Source organism: Microcoleus sp. MON1_C5, assembly GCF_036701875.1.
Classification (GTDB): Bacteria; Cyanobacteriota; Cyanobacteriia; order Cyanobacteriales; family Microcoleaceae; genus Microcoleus.
Window position 1 is genome coordinate 1 of sequence record NZ_JAUBRN010000083.1, and the last position, 22938, is coordinate 22938.

The 22938-nt window shown below is 46.2% G+C and carries 19 protein-coding genes and 1 tRNA gene; 7 read left to right on the plus strand and 13 right to left on the minus strand.

The window, feature by feature from the left end; all coding sequences use genetic code 11:
• A partial coding sequence (locus QUA71_RS26450) for a PAS domain S-box protein (RefSeq protein ID WP_333289650.1) occupies window positions 1-2414 on the minus strand: 2414 nt, incomplete at its 3' end.
• Window positions 2415-2816: 402 nt separating this feature from the next.
• On the minus strand, window positions 2817-4313 hold the full coding sequence (locus tag QUA71_RS26455) for a mannitol dehydrogenase family protein (protein WP_333289651.1): 1497 nt from the start codon (window positions 4311-4313) through the stop codon (window positions 2817-2819).
• Window positions 4314-4873: 560 nt separating this feature from the next.
• Between QUA71_RS26455 and QUA71_RS26460 the strand changes: the two genes are divergently transcribed.
• Window positions 4874-5542 (plus strand): MotA/TolQ/ExbB proton channel family protein, encoded by a 669-nt coding sequence (locus QUA71_RS26460; RefSeq protein WP_333062789.1) that lies wholly within the window; start codon window positions 4874-4876, stop codon window positions 5540-5542.
• On the plus strand, window positions 5520-5927 hold the full coding sequence (locus QUA71_RS26465) for a biopolymer transporter ExbD (RefSeq protein ID WP_333289653.1): 408 nt from the start codon (window positions 5520-5522) through the stop codon (window positions 5925-5927). Before QUA71_RS26460 ends, QUA71_RS26465 begins: the two co-directional genes overlap by 23 nt.
• Window positions 5928-6117: 190 nt before the next feature.
• On the opposite strand, the gene QUA71_RS26470 is transcribed toward QUA71_RS26465, so the two are convergent.
• Together QUA71_RS26470 and QUA71_RS26475 are read right to left on the minus strand one after the other, a co-directional pair.
• A complete protein-coding gene (locus tag QUA71_RS26470; protein WP_333213636.1) occupies window positions 6118-6861 on the minus strand; it encodes an HAD family phosphatase in 744 nt (247 codons plus the stop codon).
• Window positions 6842-8347, minus strand: a complete 1506-nt coding sequence (locus tag QUA71_RS26475; RefSeq protein ID WP_333289655.1) for a mannitol dehydrogenase family protein — start codon at window positions 8345-8347, stop codon at window positions 6842-6844. Before QUA71_RS26475 ends, QUA71_RS26470 begins: the two co-directional genes overlap by 20 nt.
• Before the next feature lie 1273 nt (window positions 8348-9620).
• Here QUA71_RS26475 and QUA71_RS26480 point away from each other — a divergent pair.
• On the plus strand, window positions 9621-10187 hold the full coding sequence (locus QUA71_RS26480; RefSeq protein ID WP_333289657.1) for a hypothetical protein: 567 nt from the start codon (window positions 9621-9623) through the stop codon (window positions 10185-10187).
• On the opposite strand, the gene QUA71_RS26485 is transcribed toward QUA71_RS26480, so the two are convergent.
• From QUA71_RS26485 to QUA71_RS26510, 6 genes are all read right to left on the minus strand, one after another.
• Window positions 10106-10855, minus strand: coding sequence for a DUF72 domain-containing protein (locus QUA71_RS26485; protein WP_333289659.1), 750 nt, complete (start codon window positions 10853-10855; stop codon window positions 10106-10108). The genes QUA71_RS26480 and QUA71_RS26485 overlap by 82 nt on opposite strands.
• Before the next feature lie 99 nt (window positions 10856-10954).
• The gene (locus QUA71_RS26490; RefSeq protein ID WP_333289662.1) at window positions 10955-11332 is read right to left on the minus strand and encodes a hypothetical protein; all 378 of its coding nucleotides are present in this window, start codon (window positions 11330-11332) and stop codon (window positions 10955-10957) included.
• 173 nt (window positions 11333-11505) lie between these two features.
• Window positions 11506-12588, minus strand: coding sequence for a CAF17-like 4Fe-4S cluster assembly/insertion protein YgfZ (gene ygfZ / locus QUA71_RS26495; protein ID WP_333289663.1), 1083 nt, complete (start codon window positions 12586-12588; stop codon window positions 11506-11508).
• Between the two features lie 84 nt (window positions 12589-12672).
• Entirely contained in the window at window positions 12673-13056 is a 384-nt protein-coding gene (locus tag QUA71_RS26500; RefSeq protein WP_333080559.1) for a hypothetical protein, read from the minus strand.
• Between the two features lie 71 nt (window positions 13057-13127).
• Window positions 13128-14411 (minus strand): RNA-guided endonuclease IscB, encoded by a 1284-nt coding sequence (gene iscB, locus QUA71_RS26505; RefSeq protein ID WP_333289666.1) that lies wholly within the window; start codon window positions 14409-14411, stop codon window positions 13128-13130.
• Window positions 14412-14841: 430 nt separating this feature from the next.
• A tRNA-Val gene (locus QUA71_RS26510) sits at window positions 14842-14913 on the minus strand.
• A gap of 72 nt (window positions 14914-14985) precedes the next feature.
• Between QUA71_RS26510 and QUA71_RS26515 the strand changes: the two genes are divergently transcribed.
• The 3 genes from QUA71_RS26515 (at window position 14986) to QUA71_RS26525 (ending at window position 17827) form a co-directional block, all read left to right on the plus strand.
• Entirely contained in the window at window positions 14986-15615 is a 630-nt protein-coding gene (locus QUA71_RS26515) for a metal-binding protein (protein WP_333289667.1), read from the plus strand.
• Window positions 15616-15755: 140 nt separating this feature from the next.
• Window positions 15756-16583 carry a nucleoside triphosphate pyrophosphohydrolase gene (gene mazG / locus QUA71_RS26520; protein WP_333289669.1) on the plus strand — a complete coding sequence of 276 codons (828 nt, stop codon included), beginning with the start codon at window positions 15756-15758 and terminating at the stop codon, window positions 16581-16583.
• Between the two features lie 74 nt (window positions 16584-16657).
• Complete coding sequence (locus QUA71_RS26525) at window positions 16658-17827, plus strand: RNA-guided endonuclease TnpB family protein (RefSeq protein WP_333289671.1); 1170 nt, start codon at window positions 16658-16660, stop codon at window positions 17825-17827.
• Window positions 17828-18177: 350 nt separating this feature from the next.
• Here QUA71_RS26525 and QUA71_RS26530 read toward each other — a convergent pair whose 3' ends face one another.
• Both QUA71_RS26530 and QUA71_RS26535 read right to left on the minus strand, forming a co-directional pair.
• On the minus strand, window positions 18178-18663 hold the full coding sequence (locus QUA71_RS26530) for an allophycocyanin subunit alpha-B (RefSeq protein ID WP_190655955.1): 486 nt from the start codon (window positions 18661-18663) through the stop codon (window positions 18178-18180).
• Window positions 18664-18759: 96 nt separating this feature from the next.
• Window positions 18760-19044: a hypothetical protein gene (locus QUA71_RS26535; protein WP_333289673.1), complete on the minus strand. Its 285-nt coding sequence runs from the start codon at window positions 19042-19044 to the stop codon at window positions 18760-18762.
• Between the two features lie 102 nt (window positions 19045-19146).
• Between QUA71_RS26535 and rlmD the strand changes: the two genes are divergently transcribed.
• Entirely contained in the window at window positions 19147-20559 is a 1413-nt protein-coding gene (rlmD, locus tag QUA71_RS26540) for a 23S rRNA (uracil(1939)-C(5))-methyltransferase RlmD (RefSeq protein WP_333289675.1), read from the plus strand.
• A 187-nt stretch (window positions 20560-20746) separates the two neighbouring features.
• On the opposite strand, the gene QUA71_RS26545 is transcribed toward rlmD, so the two are convergent.
• The gene (locus tag QUA71_RS26545) at window positions 20747-22888 is read right to left on the minus strand and encodes a hypothetical protein (protein ID WP_333289677.1); all 2142 of its coding nucleotides are present in this window, start codon (window positions 22886-22888) and stop codon (window positions 20747-20749) included.
• Between the last annotated feature and the right edge of the window lie 50 nt (window positions 22889-22938).

Here is a 22938-nt window from a genome sequence, read left to right on the forward strand (position 1 = left end):
CAGTAAGTAGGTGACTCCTCCCGAATAAATGTTTCTCCCGTCCGGTAAACCTGTTCAAGCACGTCAAAGTAAATTTGTCCCTCTAACTCCGGGAAAACCTGCCGCAGTGGTTGACCAATGATGTCTAGAGTGCGTCCAGTCCCTTGCAGGTAGGTGGGATTGGCAAATTCATACACAAGATCGGCACCTTTAACAATGGCAATCATGGCAGGCAATTGCATCAGGATGTCATGCAACCGCTTGCGCTCGGTTTCGGCTTCGAGTCGGACAGATTGTTCTCGTTTTAAAAGGCGATCGCGTTCTGCTTCGATCTGTTTGCGTTCTGTAATATCAACCGAAACGCCAATCATACGAACTGCTTGCCCCGTCTCATCCCGATAGACTTGCCCCTGACTGTTGAGCCAGCGCACAACGCCGTCTGGACAAATTACCCGATACTCCGGTGCGTAGGGCTGTTCTCCAGCCATTGCCGATACCGTCGCTTGGAGCACCTGTTGTCGATCGTCTGGATGAATGAGCGCAACAAACTCTTCTCCCGTCCCTTCATAAAGACCCCAAACGTCTAGAGCATTAGCAGAACACACCACTCGATTGCTCTGCAAATCCATATCCCAGACAACCATCTGAGCGGCTGTCAGTGCTAATCGCAAGCGTTCTTCGCTCTCTCGTAATGCCTGTTCAACTTGTTTGTAATCGGTGACATCACGAGTAATCCCCAGTACCGTTTCTACGGAGCCATCAGGAGCAAATTCAGGGACAATACGTGACTGATACCATCGAATACCATAAGGAGTCGGAAACTTAAATTCAATCGTCTGTTCGGAGCCTGTTGCAAAGACTTGCCGCCAACTGTCATGCCAAACACGATATATGTCTTCTGACATTCCTAGCTCGGCATTAGTCTTGCCAAGAAATTGCTCTGATGCAATACCTGTTGCCAGTTCTATAGAAGGGCTGACATAAAGGTGGCGAAACTCTGCATCAATTCGGCTAATAATATCCGGGGCATTTTCAGCCACCATTTTGAACTGTTGCTCTTGCTGCTCCAGTTCCGATTCCAGTCGTTTGCGCTCTGTCAAATCAATGAGAAATCCGATTCCTAAATCGTCTGCTCCTCCCAGGTAAGCAGTTCCAATCAAGACAGGAACACGAGTACCATCTTTACGAATATATTCTTTCTCAAACGGCGCATGGCAGCCAACCTGTTTCATTTGGGCCATTGTCTGCCGATCTAGATGCCGATACTCTGGTGGGGTAATTTCAAGGAAATTTACATTCCCCGATAAAACTTCTTCCCGTGTATAACCCAAAACCGCTAACCAAGCGTCGTTAACTTCTAAAATATTGCCTTGAAAATCTCCGATGATGATGCCAATGAGATTTGCATCAAATAAACCTCGTAGCCGCGATTCACTCTCGCGTAAGGCTTGCTCTACAAGTTTGCGTTCGTGTAGCGCAGCTTGCTGTTGGCTCACGTCTTGGAAGACAACAACGGCTGCAACAATCTGCCCCTGGTTATCTAAAATTGGTGCTGAGTTGACGTTAATGAAAATGCGGCTACCATCATTTCGATGAATTTCTATCTCTTCGTTGGTAACGACTTCACCTGTTTTTAGCGATCGCACCAATGGATACTCATGAGGCGAATAGAGTTGACCATCTAAGTGAAAGATTTCACTGGGAATAATGGGTGCATATTCCTCAATAGCAAGCAACTGTTCGTAGCCATACCCAACAATTTGCTTGGTTTGTTCGTTCGCCAGAACTAATTTACCGGATGCCGCATCGGCAATCATGACTCCAGCAGGCATTTGTCGCAAAACGGCTTCAAATCGGGCGCGTTCAATTTCCAGCTCGTGCAACAACCGTTCTCGTTCTGCCTCCGCAAGCTTGCTAGCGCTCACATCTCGAAAATAAACCGCTACACCCTCCGCAGAGGGATAGGCATTCGCCTCTAACCAACGCTGAACCGGCTCCCCAAATTCTTCCCAGGAAACAGGAACCTGTTCCATCACTGCCCGATGTAGTTCCCTATAGGCAATTCCACCGACCAACTCAGGAAAAACCTCGTTCCAAACGTGCTTTCCCACTAGCTCTTCTGGCGTTTTGTGCAGGATTTTAGCCGCCGCCCGATTCACGTAGGTGTATCGCCAGTCGCGATCGAAGGCGACAAAAGCATCCGTAATGCTTTCAAGAATCGTTGCTACCTTGCCCTCCGTTTCTCGGGCACAGAACAACTGTTCGCTCTCAAGACTGCGGGCAAAGCGTTCAATGACTTCAGAGCGAGAAATTCCTCGCTTATAAGCCTCTTTATCGAGCGATCGCCATGCTGTATTGGTAAGAGATACGCTCACTCGTTGTTTCGTCTCCGAGTTCCAGTTGCTAACAAACTTGCCTGTGGCGTCGCGCTTCATGAACCTTCATCCGTAGGCATACACGGTCTTCTCTATTGAACCTGAGTTACTCACTCAGAAGAATCCGCCTTAAGATAGATGCTTTGGTCAGAGGGAAGATAGGAAAGAATGACCTCAATAAATACTGCGCTGTACTGGCTGCTGAATTTCCCTTTACACTCGTAGACATAGAGCTGGGCTAGACGGGAGAATCCCACGGCTTTAACGTAGTGCAGCCGTGGCAGTGTCAAATAAGTGGTGTTGCATAATTGCGGGATGATTTTGATGGTTTTGTGGCATGGACTCTCGTACCCCGAAGGCGTGTATTTTCACAGCAGGCGGGACGCCTAACCCTAATCCCCACAAGAATCCTCCTCAAATTCTGCAACGCCAAATAAGTTTCCTCACGGATGCGGATGGTGCCTATGACAATCGGGCTAGCGTTCCTTTAGCACCGAACTCATGCAAACTACGCAACTGGTCAGCAACAGCCTCAACGAAACGTGGCGACTCTACTAAATCTCCAAAAATTTCAGATAGGCCCAGTAATGGCCTGGGATCTAATTGACTCAAACTGGCGCGTTGAGTCAGGATGTCTGCTAATGGGTCATCAATGGGAATAGGTTGCCCTTGTTCATCATGACTATTGATGTATCGACACCAAGCAGCAATCGTCAAACTTAGATAATCGATCGCACCTTCAAGCTCTAATTTATCGCGGAGCGATCCCAAAACAAACTTAGGAATTTTGGCCGAGCCATTCAGGCACAGGCGCGGAAGCTGATCGCGAATTTTGGGATTGGAAAACCGTTCTATTAAAGTTTTTTTATAATCGTCTAAATCAATCCCAGGAACGGGTTGGAGTGTTGGTGTCACCTCATCCATCAGGTTAGCCACTGCTTGCTGAAACAAGGGATCGGCCATGACTTCATAAACGTAGGTATAACCTGCAACAGAGCCGAGATAGCCAATCAGCATATGGCTGGCATTGAGCAGCCGAATTTTCATCATTTCATAGGGATGAACATTCTTAGTCATCTGTACGCCCACGGATTCCCAATCGGGTCTGCCTGCACAAAAGGTATCTTCGATTACCCACTGGGTGAAAGGCTCCGCGACGCATGGAAACGCATCATCAATACCAAACTGTTGGCCCACCATTTTGATATCTGCTGGGGTTGTCAGCGGAGTAATGCGATCGACCATGCAGTTGGGAAACGCAACGTGTTCAGCAATCCAACGTCCTAACTCGGGATCGCCCATTTCGGCAAATGTTGTTAGCATTTTCCGCACCATGTTGCCGTTGCCCTGGATATTGTCGCAGGACAAGACTGTAAACGGTGCCAACCCCTTTTTACGCCGCTTTTCGAGTGCGGCTGTCAAAAAACCGTATGTCCCAATTGGTTGCTCAGGATGTTGCAAATCGTGCTGCATCGTCGGGTGGTTTACATCGAAATTACCACTTCCTTCAATGTAGTAGTAGCCGCTTTCAGTGATCGTTAGAGTAACAATTCGGCATTGGGGATCTGCTAATGCTTCAATAACTGCTTGACGATTGTCTGGTGCAAACAGGTATCGAGTGATTGAGCCAATGATTCGAGCCCGATCTCCTTCTAGCGATCGCTCAACCAAGGTATACAAACAATCTTGAGACAGCAGCGCATCCCGCATACGCTTGTCATAGTCATTGTCCAGCAATCCAACACCACAAATTCCCCAATCACTACCAGGATTCTGATGGAAATAATCATCAAGATAGAGCGCTTGGTGCGATCGATGAAATCCACCAACCCCAATATGCACAATTCCATTAGTAATTTGATGGCGATCGTACTTGGGTACGCGCACGTTTCCAGGTAAAAGAGACAGGGATGCTTGATTCAGCTTGATTGTTGAGCCTGTGCTGGTATTGCTGTTCATCTTAATTTATGACCTTGTGATGACGGCTTATTATCAGTATTGCAGAATGGATGAAAAAGGTGCAGTCAATTTTGGCGGATCTGCATGGCAAGTCGAGCGCATGACCGATCTCCGATGAAGTTGTCGCCCGAGGTATTGGTTTGGCGATCGGCTGTTAACGGGGTGACAATGCCTCTGGAACCTTGATGGTAAAAGCATTGAAGCCCCTGAACCTCAAAAAAGATGGCGGATTATTGACAGGCTTATTGACTCATACGATCGTCCGAGAGATCCTTGAACCTGATTCTCTACGATCGCCACTCTCTTTTCTTGAGTGACCAAGCGAAAGGAACTTCGCTTGGTCACTCAACTCAAAACCTTGACGCAGCCTTGCTTTCAACCTGCTTGCCACTCCGTCAAGATCGGCTGGCGTTGATTCAAGATGATGCCAATTTCCTCGTATGGCCTTGGAAGACTCAAATTCATCTGCCTTTGGTATTGGATTTTTTATTGAGATAGATTATCATCAGTGCTGTGGAGCAAAATTGCTGGCGCTGCCAGCGGTCAATTAGGAGAAGTGGATGAATTTTTCAGCAATACGTGAACAATTTTTGGCAGGCGGTCTTGTCATGTGGCCGCTGCTGCTTTGTTCAATTCTATCGGTAACGCTGGCGAGCGAACGCGCCATATTCTGGATCAAAATTTACAGACGACAAAAGCAAGTTGCTCATGATGTTTTGCGGTTCTATCAACTCAATAACATGGTAAGTGTGATCGATAAGCTCAAGCAGAATGTTGACTTACCGATCGCCCGCATTTTCCTCAGCACGTTGCAGCTTGAAGACGCGACACCTGAAGAATTTATTCTAGCGCTAGAAACCGAGGGAAAAATCGAAATTCCGCTACTGAAGCGGTTCAATCATATTTTTGACACGATCGTTGCGCTAGCACCATTGCTCGGTCTTCAAGGCACAGTATTTGGGCTAATGACCACATTTGCCTCGATTAATATTGGCAACCTTGGAGCGACAAATAAATCGGGTTTGACCGCAGGCATTAGCGAAGACTTGATTGCCACTTCTGCCGGATTACTCGTGGGCATTATCACTCTGACATTTTCCAGCATTTACCGGGGCTTATATCAGCGCGAAGTTGGCCGAATTGAAGAATATGCAGGGCAGCTAGAACTGCTCTATCGTCGTCATTATCGAATTGCACAAAAAGAATATGAACTTACCCAAAGACCCTGAAATTCCTCCACAAATTAATATTGTCCCGCTGATTGATGTGGTGTTCTCGCTGCTCACATTTTTCATTCTCTCTAGCTTGTTCTTAACCAACCCTGAAGGACTGCCTGTGGATTTGCCCAAAGCGACTTCGAGCCAGCCGACACAGGTAACGAACCGAGTCACCATCACGATTGATTCAAAAGGACAAGTCAGTCTCGATCGTCAGCCCACAACGGTAGAGGCTTTGCCCGCACAACTGAGCGCCTTAGCTGCTACTCGTCAAGGCCTGATTGCCGTGATTAACTCTGACGAAAAGGTTGATTTTGGCTTGGCTGTAGCCGTTATGGATAAGGTGCGACAGGTTAAAGGAGTTAAACTAGGCATTGCGACTCGCAGACCCGGATGACCTGTCAGCCTAAAATGCTCTGTGAACTACCACGCTTCATTTCTACGAAATAGAAGCGTGGCGTCCAGCTTCGCCAAGGCTGGATTCATAAGGTGAAGCGTTCGATGGCTGAGAATTCTTGATATTCAGCAACGCCGTTTTTCACCATCCTAACTAAGGGCCTCAAGCCTACGCCTGATGCCCCGTGTCCTTACACTGGGGTTGCTGATAATAGACCGATTAAATCGTCCATCCGCTCGATAACTTGGTGGGCACCAGCCGACACAAGACCATCTGCACGGCTGCTTCGTTCATCCTCGCTTATATGAGTTCCCCCTACATAACCGATAATCTGCCCAATTCCAGCGGCAACCGCAGCCCTTACCCCACTGACAGAATCTTCAATTGCCACGCAACCCGAAACTTCTGCGTCCAGACACTTCACTGCATGTAGGTAGATGTCAGGAAGCGGTTTGGGACGCGGAACAGGGAGAGAGTCGTGAGCACTAAATACCTGCTCGCTTGGGAAAAAGTCGGTCAGGGCAGCAGCAGTAAGGCAAGCACTCAGCCGCTGCAAGCTGCTGTTACTTACAAGTGCATATTCAAATCCGTCGTCCCGCAGGGAAGACAGCACTTGAGGCGTTCCGACCGTCGCTTTTGCCTCTACAGTAAGCCGTTCAATGGCTCTCTTTTCTTCTTCAGCCACTAGCCTGTCAATATCGCGCTCATTAAGACTGGTTAATGAATCTGGGTAGATCTTTTTGAGTATTTCCCTGTAGGGTTTCCCGGCGAAGCTTTTAACAAAGTCCTCAAGCTCATAGTGTTGAGCGCCAGGGAACTCACGAGCCACTTCATTTGTCAGCCTCCAGGCGCTCTTAAGTGCTATGGTTTCACTGTCCACGACAGTTCCGTCATGATCGAAAAGCACCACCAAATCATGCTGAAGCGCTTTCATTTAAAAGACCTCCCTCACTGTAATTTTTAAGCGTAGTCAATAGTCCGTGGGTCTGGAGATCTCGCAAAGCTTGTTGGCATTCATTATCTACGACCTCTGTCTGTTCGCAATTCTCCAATCCCAGAATCCCGCTAATCACTGCGCCTTCTTGAATCGCTGTAATTGCGCTTTGGGTATCCTTGGCCCGATAGGGTTGACCAGACTCGCACGCCTCTTCTCTGACTGCAAGCAGCCACGCCGCAACGGGAAGTATAATCCGCTTCATGCTGACCTTTCGGCTATAAGCATCCTGAAGTATCGGAAATATATACTTGCCTACTTTTCTACAGGTTTCTGAAGAGATTCTCTCAGTAGTATCGGGAAGAGCCTCGTTACTGAGCCTTAGTAACACCTGCTCCATATATTGTTCGCACATCTCGCGAGGCACTGGTGTTGCTGCTGCGATATCGTCCATGAGAAGCCGAGTAAACAACTGGAATTCCGGTACCGCGATCGCCTCGTGCATATACTCTATACCTGCTCTTACAGCTAAACAGGCTATGAAAGAGTGTACTGCATTCAAGAATCTCGACTTCATATAGAGGAAGGGAGTGATGTCGCTAGTCATAATCACCCCCGTATCTTCCCAGTTGGGTCGATCGCCTGTGAAGTTGTCTTCCACGACAAACTGCCAAAATGGTTCCGTTACAATGGGTGCGCGATCGCGAACTTGCAACAGTCGGTTGGGGTAGTTATAGTCGGATTCTTGCTCTTGAGGCACAATCCTGTCTACAACCGAATTAGGGAACGTGGCGTTATCCCTGATGTATTCTGCAAGCTGAGGATCGATCTCTTCAGCGTAAGCTAGCACTGCTTTTCGCAGGATCTCCCCGTTTCTTGGGAGGTTGTCGCAAGAAAGGGTTGTGAACGGAGTCATTGAGCGATCGCGTCGTCGGCGTAGCGCCTCTACTATAAAGCCAATTGCAGTTGTTGGAGTGGAAGGATTTCGCAGATCGTGCGCGATGTCTTCATGCGTTGTGTCGAGATTAAAATTCTTGTCTAGATGGTACCCTCCTTGAGTAATAGTAAGAGTCACCAGATGCACAGAGGGAGACGCCATCTTTTCAAGCACATACTCGCACTTCTCTCTACCATTAACTATTTCCCTGATAGAACCTATAACTTCCGCTTCCTCACGATTTTGAGCGCAACTAGAGTGTTTGGTCAAAGTGTAAAGGAATCTCTGGGGTTTCAACCTAGTAATGGTCTGTTGACTCTTGAGGCTAACCCCACAAATCCCCCATCTCTGCTCTGGGAAACCCTTCTGTGCAAGATAGTTATGTATTATGTAGGCAAGGTGACCCCTAAAAAAACGACCTGGCCCGAAATGGACGATACCAGTCTTCAGCGCCCTCCTGTCGTAAAGAGACTGTTGCCTCCACAAACCAGTTACAGTATTGAAGCGAGAGCTTGAAGAAACACTGGGCGGTCTGAGTAAGTTAACCATGATACTTCTTAAATAAGTGTGATCGGGTAAAAGGAAAATTTGTCAGTCTGGGTATACCCAATGACCTACAAGCAACACAAATGTCTTAAACTGCGAAAATGTCGGGTAACCTTTGTGCCATCTACAAAGAAGCGTATTACCAGATGGTAGTTAGGGTGTGACAGATAGAGCAGAGAAAGAAAAAATCAGGTAAACCTAATTAAGAATCAAAGCTCAATTGGTCATTAACCTGAAGTAAGGCACAAGACTACGCCACCTACTGCAACTTTGTTCAACTGTGGCAAGTGCGTAAGCCGAATGTATGTCTTATAATGCCCAAAAAGAGTGCTTTTTATTCTGGCTTTAGATTCCCCCATAACTCTGTAGACTTTGATGTTATTTCCCTTGGTCGCTGCTCTCCTCCTTTTTCAGGAGAATCTACAAACAATTCTTTATAGGTACTTATAACAACAGGGTAATTAGGGTCTGACAGGTAGAACAGAGAAAGAAGAAATCAGGTAAACTTAATTAATTAAGAATCAAAGCTCAATTGGTCATTAACCTGAAGTAAGGCACAAGACTACGCCACATACTGCCACTTTGTTTAGCTTGGACAAGTGGATAAGTCGAATGTCTTTCCTATCAGGCGCTAGACTGCTTTTAAATTATGCCCTTAGATTACCTAATAGCTCTGTACACCTTGTATATTATTGGCGTTGGTCGCTGCTATCATCTGTCTTCAGGAGAATATACAAATAATTCTTTAGAGGGACTTATAATCACAATCAAGTGTATACTTCGTTACAACCAGTTAAGTTAGAGTTTGGCGTTTGTGTAGCAAGCGTCCAAAAAACAACGCTTGCCTTGAAAAGTCCTGTCTGTAGCCGCTGGCTGATACAGCATTGCAAGGCCGTTTCAGTCTGTCCATAAATTTTTAAAGTTTCCTCACTCACAACTGGGCTCTGCACTCCTGCTGAGCAAATCCTCCACAGACACCTGACAATCTGGAAATGCCAAAGGTGCGATTAAATCCGACTCTGCCAACACAACCGGGCTAGCATAACACTCTGCCCCTGGCTCCGAAAACACATACAATCGACGGGCATTGATATCTAGAATCCAAATACTCCCTGATTCCTGACCGAGCGATCGCAAGCAGGGGCTTTCAATTCCCTGTTAGTTAAGTTAGATCGCTCCGTAGATGTTGCCCGCGTGGAAGAGTTATCTTGTTTGGACGAACGGCGGGCTGACTTGAATATTTACCGCGCACTATTGAGGCGCATCAAGAGTCAACTTGCTCTACTTTCTTGAGGTAAAAGCTGACGGCAAGAGCTTCTCTAAAATTGGAATTACGACTCGACTAATTGAGGAAGGGATAGCCGCAGTGCAGCGGGATGTGAGAGTCCATTACTCAGAGGTGGCCATCAACTTGCTGGGATTGTGGGAACACCGAGGGAATGGGGAACTGTACTTCAAACACCGCTACAAAGTGTTTAATTATCGCATCGAGAAACTGACGGAGTATTTCGTGTTTCTCAATGTCAAGCGCACCCTACGGGATTTGTTTGAAATGGAAGCAAGAGTGCTCAGTAATGTTGAGCAGCAGGCGATCGGCTTGTGCTGCGTGATGTTGAGTTGGATGTGCGGGTTCGGGGTGAGTGCGATCGTCAAACAACAACCTAGACGAACGCCACCTCCGATTTCTAATTCAGCTTCAGGGAACTGCGGAGCGTTTTTGAATGCGCCCAAAAGAATGGGGACGCTCTCAATCTTCGCTTGTCAGGAAGTACGGTTCTCCACAAAAGTTTTTAGCTTTGAAGCGTTCCTCACTGCATTTCCCTCTCCGTCGTTGTTGAAGTAGACGAATACGCTTCGCCCCTGGCTTTCCCACTCGTGGATGCGATCGGCCCACCAATGTAAATCATCATCCGAGTAGGAGCCGCCGTAGAGATTGTTGGGGTCGGGGCCGTGGAGGCGCACATAGACGAATGAGCCCGTTGCGCGCAGGATACAGGGCAGGAGCGCCCCGCTCATCACGCAGTAAGCCGCTCCTTGGCGTTCTAGCAGCGAAAATACCTCTTCTGTGTGCCAGCTTGGGTGTCGGAATTCCACAGCTACTTTGATCCAGGAGGGCACCTGTTCTAGAAAATAGGCTAGGCGGGCTAAATCGCAGCCGAACTGGGGAGGAAGCTGGACGAGCAGAATACCCAGTCGATCGCCCAGGCATTGAAGTCCCTCACTCATCCGTTCCAACCACTTTTCTGGTGAGTAAAGACGCTTGGAGTGCGTTAGACCGCGGGGCGCTTTTACGGTCATCAAAAATCCTTGGGGGAGGCGCTCTCGCCAGTTAGCAAAGGTAGTGTTTGGTGGCCAGCGGTAGTAGGTGCTATTAACTTCGACGGTTTGATAGTGCTGGGTATAGCAATCGAGCCTAGAGCGAGGCGGTAGCTGGTGGGGATAAAGCACACCTTCCCAATGGTCGTAACTCCAGCCTGAAGTGCCGATGTGAACAATCGAATCGGGGTTCATTATCCCTTCCATGATTCGGATCTGGAAATCGCTACTAAACAAACAAAGTCCGCGCAGGCGGACTAAGAATATAATATTTGAAAACTGGATGCGATTGAATTAGTTGGATCGATCGCTGCTACCTAGATCTGTAGCTTTTTCTACTGCTGCCTGTGCCGGCGTAACTGCTTCGCCCACGTTATCTTTTACCGATTCTATAAATCTTTTGGTACTGGGGGCAATCGGTTGGTCGAGATTCAGCTTTTCTCGGATATTGTCAAGTACACCCGTGGCATCCTTCTCTGTATCGCTTGTTGGCTGCTGAGCGGGACGGGCAACTTCGTAAGACTTAGCTTCAGGGGTTAAAGATGTAGCGATCGCTTGCATTTTGTTGCCCGACAATTCCAATTCGGAGCTAAAAATCAGCGCTATTCCTACAGCAAAGATTATTCCTACTCGCAGGCAAATTGTAACTAAGCGCGATGTAAACTTTTTCATTGAAAAACTCTGTTTTTTCTATGACGACTGTAATATACAATAATTGCTGTTGTTGGTTTGCAAATCTATCTAAAGATAGGACTTCGTGTCAATTTATTGCGTTAACGTTCACCTAAATCAACCTCAACAAAAAAGTTTTGAGCGCTGCAGCGCCAACAGGCGATCGATCGCAACTACGAACTCAAGAAAGGTACATTTACTACTTCCCCTGACACCGCTCCGACTTGCACTTTCAGTCCTTCACCGCCCGCTTTTGTGCGGATGTAAGCAAGACCAAAAAAGCCCGATTCAGTTTCCGTAAAACTGGTGAGTTTGCCGACTTTTTCCTCTCCGATTGTGACGGCTGTTCCGGGTTCAACCGCACCGCTCAACTGCACGCCCCAAAGTTGCTGTTTGACTCCTTTGTAGGTGTTCAAGCGGGCAATTGTTTCTTGACCGATGTAGCAGCCTTTGTCATAGGTAATCGTGTGTAAAAGACGGGCTTCTAAGGGGTTGTAATCGTCTGTGAGTTCAAAATCGGGTGCGGGGCGTCCTTGTTCGATTCGCAGTTGTTCCCAAACTCGATCGCCCATCGGTACGGCCCCAGCTTTGACTAATTCATGCCACAAGCTTGCTGCATCGCTTGCTGGCGCAATTAACGTGTATCCGGGAGTTGCTAAACCGCTACCAACCGCAACTCGAACCCCCCCTTCATCCCCCCCTTGGTAAGGGGGGGAAAGAGGGGGGGTTTTTATCAATTTGTGAGTAGCGTAAGGTTGATTTTCTAGTTCGGTAACTCCGATTTTTTCTAGTAGTTGAGTGCTTTCCGGGCCGAGGAAACTGAAAGCAACAGTTGTATCGGTTAAATCTGTTAACTCGACGCGATCCATTGGGAAAATATAGCGATCGAGCAATTCCAGTAGTTGGCGGCGGCGGTTGGCTGAGACTAGCAGCAGTACGGCATCTTCTGTAGCGTAAGCGGTGGCGAGGTCGATCGTCCGGGCGGTGGATGTGACAAAAACGGTATCGCAACCTTGACCGGGTTTGAGTATATTAAAGTTATTGGTACTTTGATTGTGCAAGAACCGCAGTCGATCGCTGTCTGAGATTTGAATGCGCCCCCAGTGAGTGCGATCGTACAAAGCCACACCTTGTTTAGTTGCCGCGATCGCTTCTGCGTCATTACCAAAACTCACTGGCACAATTTCTTTGGTTGTTAACTCTGCAAAAGTAGCACCAGCCGCTGCTTGAATGTCGTGCAATTCTTGAATCCGCATAAAATTTTGTTGACTGTTGAGTGTTGACTGATGACTGATGACTGTTGACTGTTAACTGCTGCTTTCCTGTCAACTGACAACTGACTATTTGCCCAAATTGGCGAATATTTCTTGTATTAATTGGCTGGCTTTGGCATCAAGACGATTCCAATCTACATCGCCAGTGTCATCGTCAATCAAGCTAGTGTCAATTACGACTTCCTGGCTTTGCAGTTGAGTGTGAGCGGGCTGGTAGTTGACAAAGCAGACTCGATAGCAAAGTTCCCAAATATCGACGCATCTTTGCTCGCCTTGAAGCTCTAAAATTAGTTGATAGCCAGGAATAGGAATCTGCACTTCTTGATAAGTGCCAGTCCAGACAGACTCCTCTAATTGTTTGCGGATGTTGTCGAGCACTCGGATCATCGCTGGCTGCATGAGCAGTTCAGCTTGCTGCCACGCGATCGGGCTCGTTATTTTAGGCTTCATCTGTCTTCCCCCGTAGAGACCCCCACTGTACCTGTACCCAGGTCAGTGGCGGGAGGAAACTGGGCCCGAATCTATGCAACATAGCCATAACCATCCTGTTTGTGAATGTGTTTGCAATAACGATGACTAATTCCTTGAATCAGTCCATTCGCTGTGGAAATATTAAAGCTTCCACTAGCACGAGTTGCAATTCTCCCTTTGTAGATTCCCACTTTTTTTCCACTCGTCACAATCGCTTGGACAATATCCCCCGTTTGGAAACCAAAATGAAACTTGGTTCTGGAAACATGGCGATTGGGAAAGCCAAAACGATCGGTTCTACAAGACTGTCTTGAACCATGTCCCATCGCTGAAATCAGCAACGGTTTAACTCCTTTGATTGTTAATTCACGAGTGGAAAGTCCAACACACGCTGCATCCAACCAGTGAGTTTTTGTTAATCCTTGTTGGGAACGGTTGAATTTAGTTAGTCCTCCCGATCCCGTTTCAACTGGCAGACCAGTCGCCTTCAGAGTTTCTAACAACGCAAATCGGGTGGTATTGACCGAGGCTGCATCTGCCAAAGGTTTTTTGGTTTGTCCCAATATTCTCTCCTGTTTTGCTGGGTCTTTCTGCAGAAATTCTTTAAGGTCTTTCGTCCCTTTCTTCCTGTTACATTTTTCGCAACTCAAAGTTAGGTTAGTAATTGAATTTGAACCTCCTTTTGCCCTTGGGTGAATGTGTTCTATTTGCATTGGAACATCCTTAACTCCACAGTAGGCACATGCTCTATTCCACTTTTCCAGCAAGTATTCTCTGGTTTCATATCCAGTGAGAGTTCCTTGCTGATATTCTTTCCCTTGGATTTCTGGATTTCGCATCAACTGCATATCAAAGCGGACTAATTCTTGACTAATGGCTGCAATCGGTGTGAATTTGCGTAATCTTTCTACCCAAGTTTTGATATTCTCAATTCGACTTTGTAAGCTAGGGGGTAGCCATCCTTTTGGACGGGTTCTATTTAAGAAACGTGGTTGGCGGCAGCGAGTTTTCCGATTCCGTCTGCTACGTCTCAATTGTCGTCTGGACGTTAAGGCTTCTCTAATCGCCAAGCCCCGATGTTTGATCTCGGCGGCGAAAACTACCTCACCGGTGATATCCTTAACTAAGGCAATGCCTGTATATTTTGCACCAGGGTCAATCTTTAAACGAAGTCCTTGTACTGGCGAATCGGGATGCGATTCTTTGAGAATTAAGGTGAAAGGAAATCGTCTAAAGACAGCAGCTTTTCTCTGCCACAGTAATTGTCTGGCTTGGGCCGGATGAATTGGATCTAAGGGTCGTTTTTCTGAGTCCACGATCAAGACTTTGGACATTTCTGTCCCTCCTTTCGGGTAATGTTCGCCTAGTCAATGTTTCTAGAGCTTTTTGCACCTAACGCACTACCTCCCAAATGGTTGTTTAACGTTAGATGACAGAGCTACAAACTGGCGTCGCATTTGTAGGTGTCGTGACTTAAGAAACGTAGTGAGCTAACACTTAGACGGGTCAACTAGGGCTGTATTTCAAGCCCCCACTAGAATCGGTACTCCGATTTAGTGGTGGGTTGTCGACATACAAGGTTCTAAAAAAGAAAATCAATAAATTAATTTTCTAGCATTGCGTGCCAACTTTTGAGACATCCGCCACAGAATGTTAAATTTAGTCGTCACCCAATTCAAAAGTCAACCGTCAACAGCCACAGTTAAAGCCGTTCTCGGCTTGAGGGCTAAAAACGGCTGAAACTGTTGATATTGAGTTATCTGATGGGTAATGTAGGATTTGAACCTACGGCATCCTGCGTGTAAAGCAGGCGCTCTACCACTGAGCTAATCACCCAATTGCACTCACCGGGATTTATCATATCACAGTAACTCAGAAAGATCAAGTAAAAAAAATCCTAAACTTTAAATGCCCTCTGGCCGCACCCACGATCAAATAACCATGTGGAGTTTGCCCTTGGTGGCAGCCCTCACCTTTGGCCAGACTCAGAGCAGCAACCTGACTTTGCTCGTTTCCGGCAGTTTCTTATTCGGCGGGCTGATGTTTGGCCCCGACTTGGATATCTACTCCTGCCAGTATCAGCGCTGGGGATGGTTCAAAGCGATTTGGCTCCCGTACCAAAAAAGCCTGCGCCACCGCTCTTTTTTGTCCCACGGCCCTCTAATCGGTACTGCTTTGCGAATCTTGTACCTCGCTATCTGGATTGCGGTTCTCGGAATGTTGGGATTGGCAATTGCCGAAAAAGTCGGGAACTTAGGCGGGAATTGGCAGGAAGCGGTTTTCAGTTATGGGCGATCGCTCTGGGAACACCACATCGAAATTTTAGCCGTATACATCGGTCTAGAATTGGGCGCTATGAGCCACTATCTGAGCGATTGGGGCGGCTCGGCTTACAAAAGATTCAAAAAAAAAGGATTGAGCGGGTTGCGCCCTCCTAAGACAATTAAGAGGCCCAAAATCAAAGCTCCCACTCGCACCTCTAGTAAATCCATAGCAGAAGGAAGAAGGAAGAAGGAAGAAGGAAGAAGGAAGAAGTAAGAAGGAAGAAGGAAGAAGGAAGAAGGAAGAAGGAAGAAGGAAGAAGTAAGAAGGAAGAAGGAAGAAGTAATAAAATTAATGGTTGGAGCCCTTAACAACGTTATAACCGTCTTACCGGTTGATATAAAAGGTAAATTATTATGTCTAATTCTGAAAGTCGATCGCTCACAGCACTCAAAGAACTTATAGAAGTTGTGGCTAAATTGCGATCGCCAGACGGCGGATGTCCTTGGGATTTAGCCCAAACTCCCCAAACTCTAGTTCCTCACATCATAGAAGAAGCTTATGAAACGGCCGACGCGATTCGCAAAGGAGATAAAGATGCGATCGTCGAAGAATTGGGCGACTTACTGTTACAGGTAATTCTGCAAGCTCAAATTGCCAGCGAATCCAATCAATTTACCTTCGCCGAAATCGCTGTCGGCATTACAGAAAAACTAATTCGGCGACATCCCCACGTCTTCGGCGATGTCGAACTCAACAGCGTGGATGAAGTCAACGAAAACTGGGAAAAAATCAAAGCAGCAGAAAAAGGCACAACTTCGGAAAAGCCGCCAACTTTAGCCTCGAAAATGAGCCGTTATGCTAGCACTTTGCCACCGATAACCGCCGGGATGAAAATCTCTCAAAAAGCTGCGGAAGTGAGTTTTGATTGGGAGAGTGTAGACGGCGTGTGGGATAAATTTCACGAAGAAATGGCCGAATTTGAACACGCTCTCAAACACGAGGATAAGGCAGCGCAGCAGTCAGAATTGGGAGATATTATGTTTGTGTTGATTCAATTAGCTCGCTGGTACGATTTAGATCCGTCGGCTGCTTTGCAAGGAACAAACGATCGCTTCGTGCAGCGGTTTGCGAAGGTAGAGGCTGCGTGCGATCGACCTTTGTCGGATTATGCCCCAGAAGAGTTAGAATCTCTGTGGCAGCAAGCTAAAGCTTTAATTGCTAAACAAAAGGGCGATCGGTAATCAATCACCGCAGATAAACAACAATATACGACATAAAACCAACTCTATCACAAAAGACGTGCTAGAGTGTGAAGATGGAAAAAGCCTACCGCTACCGATTCTACCCCACCATCGAGCAAGAAAACCTCTTGCGACGGACAATGGGCTGTACTCGGCTAGTGTACAACAAGGCTTTGGCTTACCGCACAAAATCTTGGTACGAACGCCAGGAAAGAGTTGGCTACGGCGAAACTTCCTCTATGCTGACGAACTGGAAGAAAGAGGAAGAACTTGATTTCTTGAATGATGTTAGCTGCGTACCTCTTCAGCAAGGACTCCGCCATCTTCAGGCAGCGTTCACCAATTTCTTTGCAGGACGAGCCAAGTATCCTAATTTCAAGAAGAAGCATAACGGTGGTAGCACTGAATTTACCAAGTCTGCCTTCCGTTGGAAAAACGGACAGGTATTCTTGGCTAAATGTAACGAGCCGTTACCTATTCGTTGGAGCAAACAAATTCCCGCAGGTTGTACTCCGTCAACTATTACGGTGAAGTTAACACCTGCTGGACTCTGGTTCGTGTCAATCCTCGTGGACGACTACACAATCAAGCCACTTCCAAAGTCAGATAAAGCTATTGGATTGGATGTGGGGATTACCAGCCTGATTGCTACCAGCGACGGCGATAAAATCACCAATCCCAAACCTTTCAAACAACTACGGAAGAAGTTAAAAAGAAAGCAAAAAGCTTTGGCTCGCAAGCAAAAAGGAAGCAACAACCGAGAAAAAGCACGGAAACGAGTAGCAAAAATCCACGCGCAGATAACTGATGTGCGTAAAGATTTCTTGCACAAGCTAACGACTCGACTCGTTCGTGAAAACCAAACCATTGTAGTTGAGGATTTAGCTATCAAGAATATGGTGAAAAACCATAAATTAGCTCTTGCCATCAGCGATGCTAGTTGGGGTGAATTAATTCGCCAACTAAGCTACAAGTGTGAGTGGTACAGGCGGGATTTAATAAAAATAGACCGCTGGTTTCCTAGTTCTAAGCGCTGTGGAAACTGCGGTCACATTGTTGAGAAGTTGTCGCTGAACATTCGCGAATGGGAGTGTTCTACGTGTGGGACTAATCACGACCGCGATATCAATGCGGCAAAAAATATTTTGGCGGCTGGGCTAGCCGTTTCAGTCTGTGGAGCGACCGTAAGACCTGAAGAGAGCAAGTCTCGGAAGGCTGGTGCTATGAAGCAGAAACCCAATTAGCAATGATTGGGAATCCCCGTACCTTCAGGTCGGGGTGGATGTCAAATCCAAACCTGCCCCACCCTTGGAGAACTCTCGCAGCTCAAAACATCCATTCAGTACGACAGCCGGAAATTCAAAAAACAATCTCTCCCTAAAACGCTTGACTTTTTAAATCAAATGTGCATTGAAAGACAAGACGAACTCAACATCTGGGAAAGCTTAAACTGCATTGCTTCCTAGCAAAAATGAGGCAGATTTCCTTGCCAAAAAACAGAAGCGAAACATTTGCGAGCAATTGCGAGATAAAATCACCCCAAAAATCACCCGCGAATGCTCCGCCACATTCATGAAAGCAATCACCAAAGCACTTAAGACATTGCTTGAGCGATATAATCAAAATAAGGAGCTGCTTCCTTAGCATCCTCCTGATTGAGCAAAGCCAAAGAAGCTTCCTTCAAACAGCGGATAGCTTCGACCATGCCAGGAACAGGAACGCCCAGAGAATTATACATTTCCCGAACGCCAATCAAACCGATGCTTTCGATCGGCTCTTTGTCACCCGCCAAGATACCGTAGGTAATCAGGCGCAAGTACCAGCCGTAGTCGCGCAGACACAAAGCCCGTTCGCGCTGGCCGTAAGCATTGCCGCCAGGAGAGATAAAATCAGGTCGTTTTTTCCAGAGTTTTTTACTAGCTTCTTCAACAATTTTCCTCTCACTGTCAGACAGCGCAGTAGCAATACGCACCCGCTGTTCTCCGGTTTTAAAAAAATCTTTGATGCTTTGAAGTTCGCCGGTACTGGGATAGCGAAGTTCGTCGTCGGCTTGGAGAATTAGTTGGCTAACTACGCTCATTGTTATTCAAAAAAATTGAGGATATTTGAGAGTAAGATTAATTGACATTCTCATCCCTTAAAGATGAGATTCTTGGTTGGGCGATTTACTTTGCTTCTAACATTTATCAACATTAGAAGTAGCGGGTAAATCTCCGCAAACGTTATGCTTGATGTTCAAGCCCGTTTCCCTGTGTTCCAGGGTACTGCGGGAAAAACTCAAAAACTGCGAGTGAGAGTTTTGATGTCGGCAGACACTTTGACTGTTTAACGAGTTTTTGCTAGCTCGCCCCAACAGCATATCGCACAGGCACGGGTAGGGGCAACTCACAGCCGGCTTGACTTGCAGGTTGAAGCTTGGCTTTAGCACCAAGACTTTCAGCAGCAGGAAGACAGCCTGCAATTGAGCTTGAGTGCGATGACTTACGCCCCGCTTCGCTACGACTTATCTCAGGAAAGAGAGAGCGATATTGCATTACCATATTAAATCCTACCACGACTACTTGTGACCAAATCTAAATTCCCGACCCCAAACTCGACGAAATTGGCAAACCCTTGCCAGCAAGGTCAACTGATTGAGATAGAGATTACTGACTTGACAGACACCGGCGACGGAGTTGGTCGTTTTGGTGAGTTAGTAGTGTTTGTGCCCGATACCGTGACGGGCGATCGAGTCCTTGTCCGCCTCGTGCAAGTCAAATCCACCTATGCTACAGGCAAGCTGGACACACTTCTCGAAGCCTCCGAACACCGCATTCGAGCTAACTGCATTGTCGCCGACAAGTGCGGTGGCTGTCAGTGGCAGCACGTAGACTATCAATATCAGCTTGCAGCCAAGCAAAATCAAATCATTCAAGCCTTAGAAAGGATTGGCGGATTTAGCAATCTGCAAGTTGATGAAATTTTAACGGGAAAAATCGAGGGATTTCCTCAATTTTTGGGATACCGCAACAAAGCGACTTATCCCGTGGCAATATCTGCAACAGGTCAAGTCCAAGCAGGTTACTATCAAAAAAGCACTCACAAATTAGTCAATCTCAATCAGTGTCCGGTGCAAGACCCGCGCCTCAATCCTTTGTTAAAAGAAGTCAAAGAAGACATCCACTGGCGGGATTGGCAAGTCTACGACGAAAAGAAACATACAGGAGAATTGCGTCACTTGTCCTTGCGGATCGGACGGCGCACCGGCGAGATGCTGCTAACTTTAATAGTTCGCACTGGAGACTTGCCGGGACTCGAAGAGCAAGCATCAGAGTGGCTGAAACAATATCCTCAACTGGCAGGGGTTTGTTTGAATATAAATCCTGCTCAAACTAATGTGATTTTTGGGACAGAAACTCGCTGCATAGCGGGTCGTTCTTATCTGCGAGAAAGCTTTGCTGGTTTGAAATTTCAGTTAAGAGCCGATACTTTTTTCCAGGTAAATACAGAGGCTGCTGAAGCTTTGTTAGAGGTGATGGTAGGGGAATTGAATTTGCAGGGAAACGAGGTTTTGGTTGACGCTTACTGCGGAATTGGTACTTTTACTTTACCCCTGGCAAAACAAGTAAAAATAGCCATAGGTTTAGAAGTGCAACCGGCGGCGATCGAACAAGCCAAATTAAATGGTGAGTTAAATGACGTGAGAAATGTCGATTTTCAGGCGGGAACTGTAGAGAGTTTGCTGCCTTCCTTGGGATTGACACCGGATATTGTGCTGTTAGATCCGCCGAGGAAAGGGTGCGATCGCGCGGTTTTGGAAGCTATCAAGGAAATCAAACCAAATCGCATTGTTTATGTTAGCTGCAAGCCTGCTACTTTGGCTCGCGACCTCAAGATTTTGTGCGAAAATGGGGATTATAAGTTAGCGCGAGTGCAGCCGGCGGATTTCTTTCCTCAGACTTCTCATGTTGAGTGTGCGGCTTTTTTGGTCAGGTGAATGAAAGGGCGATCGAGCTTATTTGATTAAGTGTGAGATAGCATTTATTGCAGGTTAAATCTTTTGATGAGGTTCCTGATGCTTTTTGCCTGATTAACTCGACAGAGAATGAAGATTAGGTATTTGTGGTTTGGGTTAGTGGCGATCGCCCTTCAGTTAGATTGGTTTGTTGAGGGGCGATCGCACACTATTGCTCCCCTTCATTCAATTCGCTCAAAACTGTTACCACTGCTGATGCTTGCTCTGGATACAGCCGCGCTAAATATCCACACATTTGATAGGCAGTATCTAAGTAGTATGCACAGGGAATTAACAAGCGTTTAAAATTTACTCGATCACCTGTTTCAGCGAACCAGAAGGCAATGTCACGTAAGTGCGTGTTACGGTCGCTAAGCATCGCCTCTAATGTTCTTAGAGCCTCCTCACCTTTTCCTGCTATTGCTTGTATTTGAGCAATGCTCTTGAGCGCTTCCAAGCGTTTTTGTTCATCCTCAATTTTTTCTTTAGCTGCAAGGGCGATATCAAGAGTTGTAACTTGTTCTCCTTTTTTGAACTGCTCCCAGGCGATTGTCCAAAGTGCGTTTAGTTGCTGGGCTCCCTCTTTAATCTCGTTGATAATTTTAATAGCAGTGGGAAAGTCCCCTATTTCTGCATATCCTATGGCTATTATAGAAAAATCATTATCACGTTCCCGTTGTTCTTTTGTTTGTGCAGCTTCAAGAAGATCGGCAAAAGTTGCTAAGGCTGCTTGGGTTTCTCCTATAGTTGATCGTGCCACTGCTATAATAGTCAAAAGCTCAACCTTGTTTGCCAAATTTAGAGAGATAGAATCTGCATTTTTATAGTATTCATCAGCTTTATTCAGAACTATCTTGGATTTCTCTATTTGCTGTGGCTTTGCCTCTATCTGCAACTGTACTATACTTATGAGTGCATTAACGTGATAGTATGGCATACGGATTATTTCCAAAGTTCTCAGAGCAACGTCAAACTCTCCTAACCGTGCCTGTGCTTCTGCTACGAATCCCAAAGTTTTCGAGCGTTGGTATTCTTGGTTGTCACTAATCTGTTGTGCAATTTCATAAGCGCGATCGCAGATAATTTTTGCTTCTTGTATTTTTTCTGCTTCAATGAGTATTGGTACTAATATTCCTGCTAGTACATTTGCTGTTTCCCTCGGATTCTCCATACTTTGTGCGATTTCGCAGGCAATACTAGCGGTAGTCACTCCTAGTTCTTTTTGAGCATTTTTTACCTGTACTTCTGCTACCCTTGCTAGGGCTAATAACCTGATAAAGGAGATTGAAGCTTCAAGGGGTTTTTCAATTTTAAGGACATTAGCAAAAGTAGCTCGTGCTGTTTCAGTTTGTCCAGTTTGTACCTGTATCTCTGCTATTACTCCTAGAGTTTTTGCTCGCATGAATTGAATATCTATTTCTGTGGCTATCTCTAAAGCGGTAGTAAAGTCTTCTGCTCTTGCGTATGCCTCTGCTATTGCTGATAAAACTTCATCCTTCCACTCTTTACCGCCAACCTTGTCCTTGATTTCCAGTAGGGCGGGAAAATTTTTCTCTTTGCCTTGTATCCTTACTATTCCCACCAAAGCCTGCGTTTTTTCTAGGTTACTCTCAATCTGTTCAGCAATTTCAAGTGCCTCCTTAGTAAATGGGCTTGCCTCAGCTTTGGCTATTGCAATTCCACAAAAAGCCTGTGCCCTATAGGTTAGCCAATCAATCCGCTTTGCCGTTTCAAACGCACCAGGAAAATTTCTTGCCTCAGCTTGCGATATTGCAATTTCCAACCAAGCCTCCGATTGATAATGCTTAATCTCAATTTCTTCAACAGTCTCTAGTGCCGTAGTAAATTCTCTTACTTTGGCTTGCTCTATTGCTATTCTCATTAAGGCGTATGCTCGTCTGTCTAAAAAGTCAATTTTTTTAGCATTTTCGCGGGCATCCTCAAACTCTCTTACTTCAGCTTGTGCTATTACAATTTTTTGTAATACATCAGTTTGCTTTTCTTCGTCTGTAATACCATTTGCTATTTCTAAATTTCTTGTAAAAAAGGCTTTAATCTTGTCTTTATTTCCTATTTTAAACCACACTTTAGTTAGACCTATACTTATAAAAAGTTGGTCAACTTCTGGTTTAGATTCAATTTTTTGTATAGTGGCGATCGCTTCTTTAACCATTCCTACCTCTGCCTGAACATTTGCTAGATAAACAAACGCATTTACTTGATACAATGGGTTGTCTATCTTATTATCTGCTGTTTCAATAGCTTCAGTCAAAGTGGCTTGTGCTGATACCAATTTAATATGAAGCTGCATAGAATAAAGCTTCCAGAATGAAAGTGTAAGAAGATAGTGAACTCATTTCT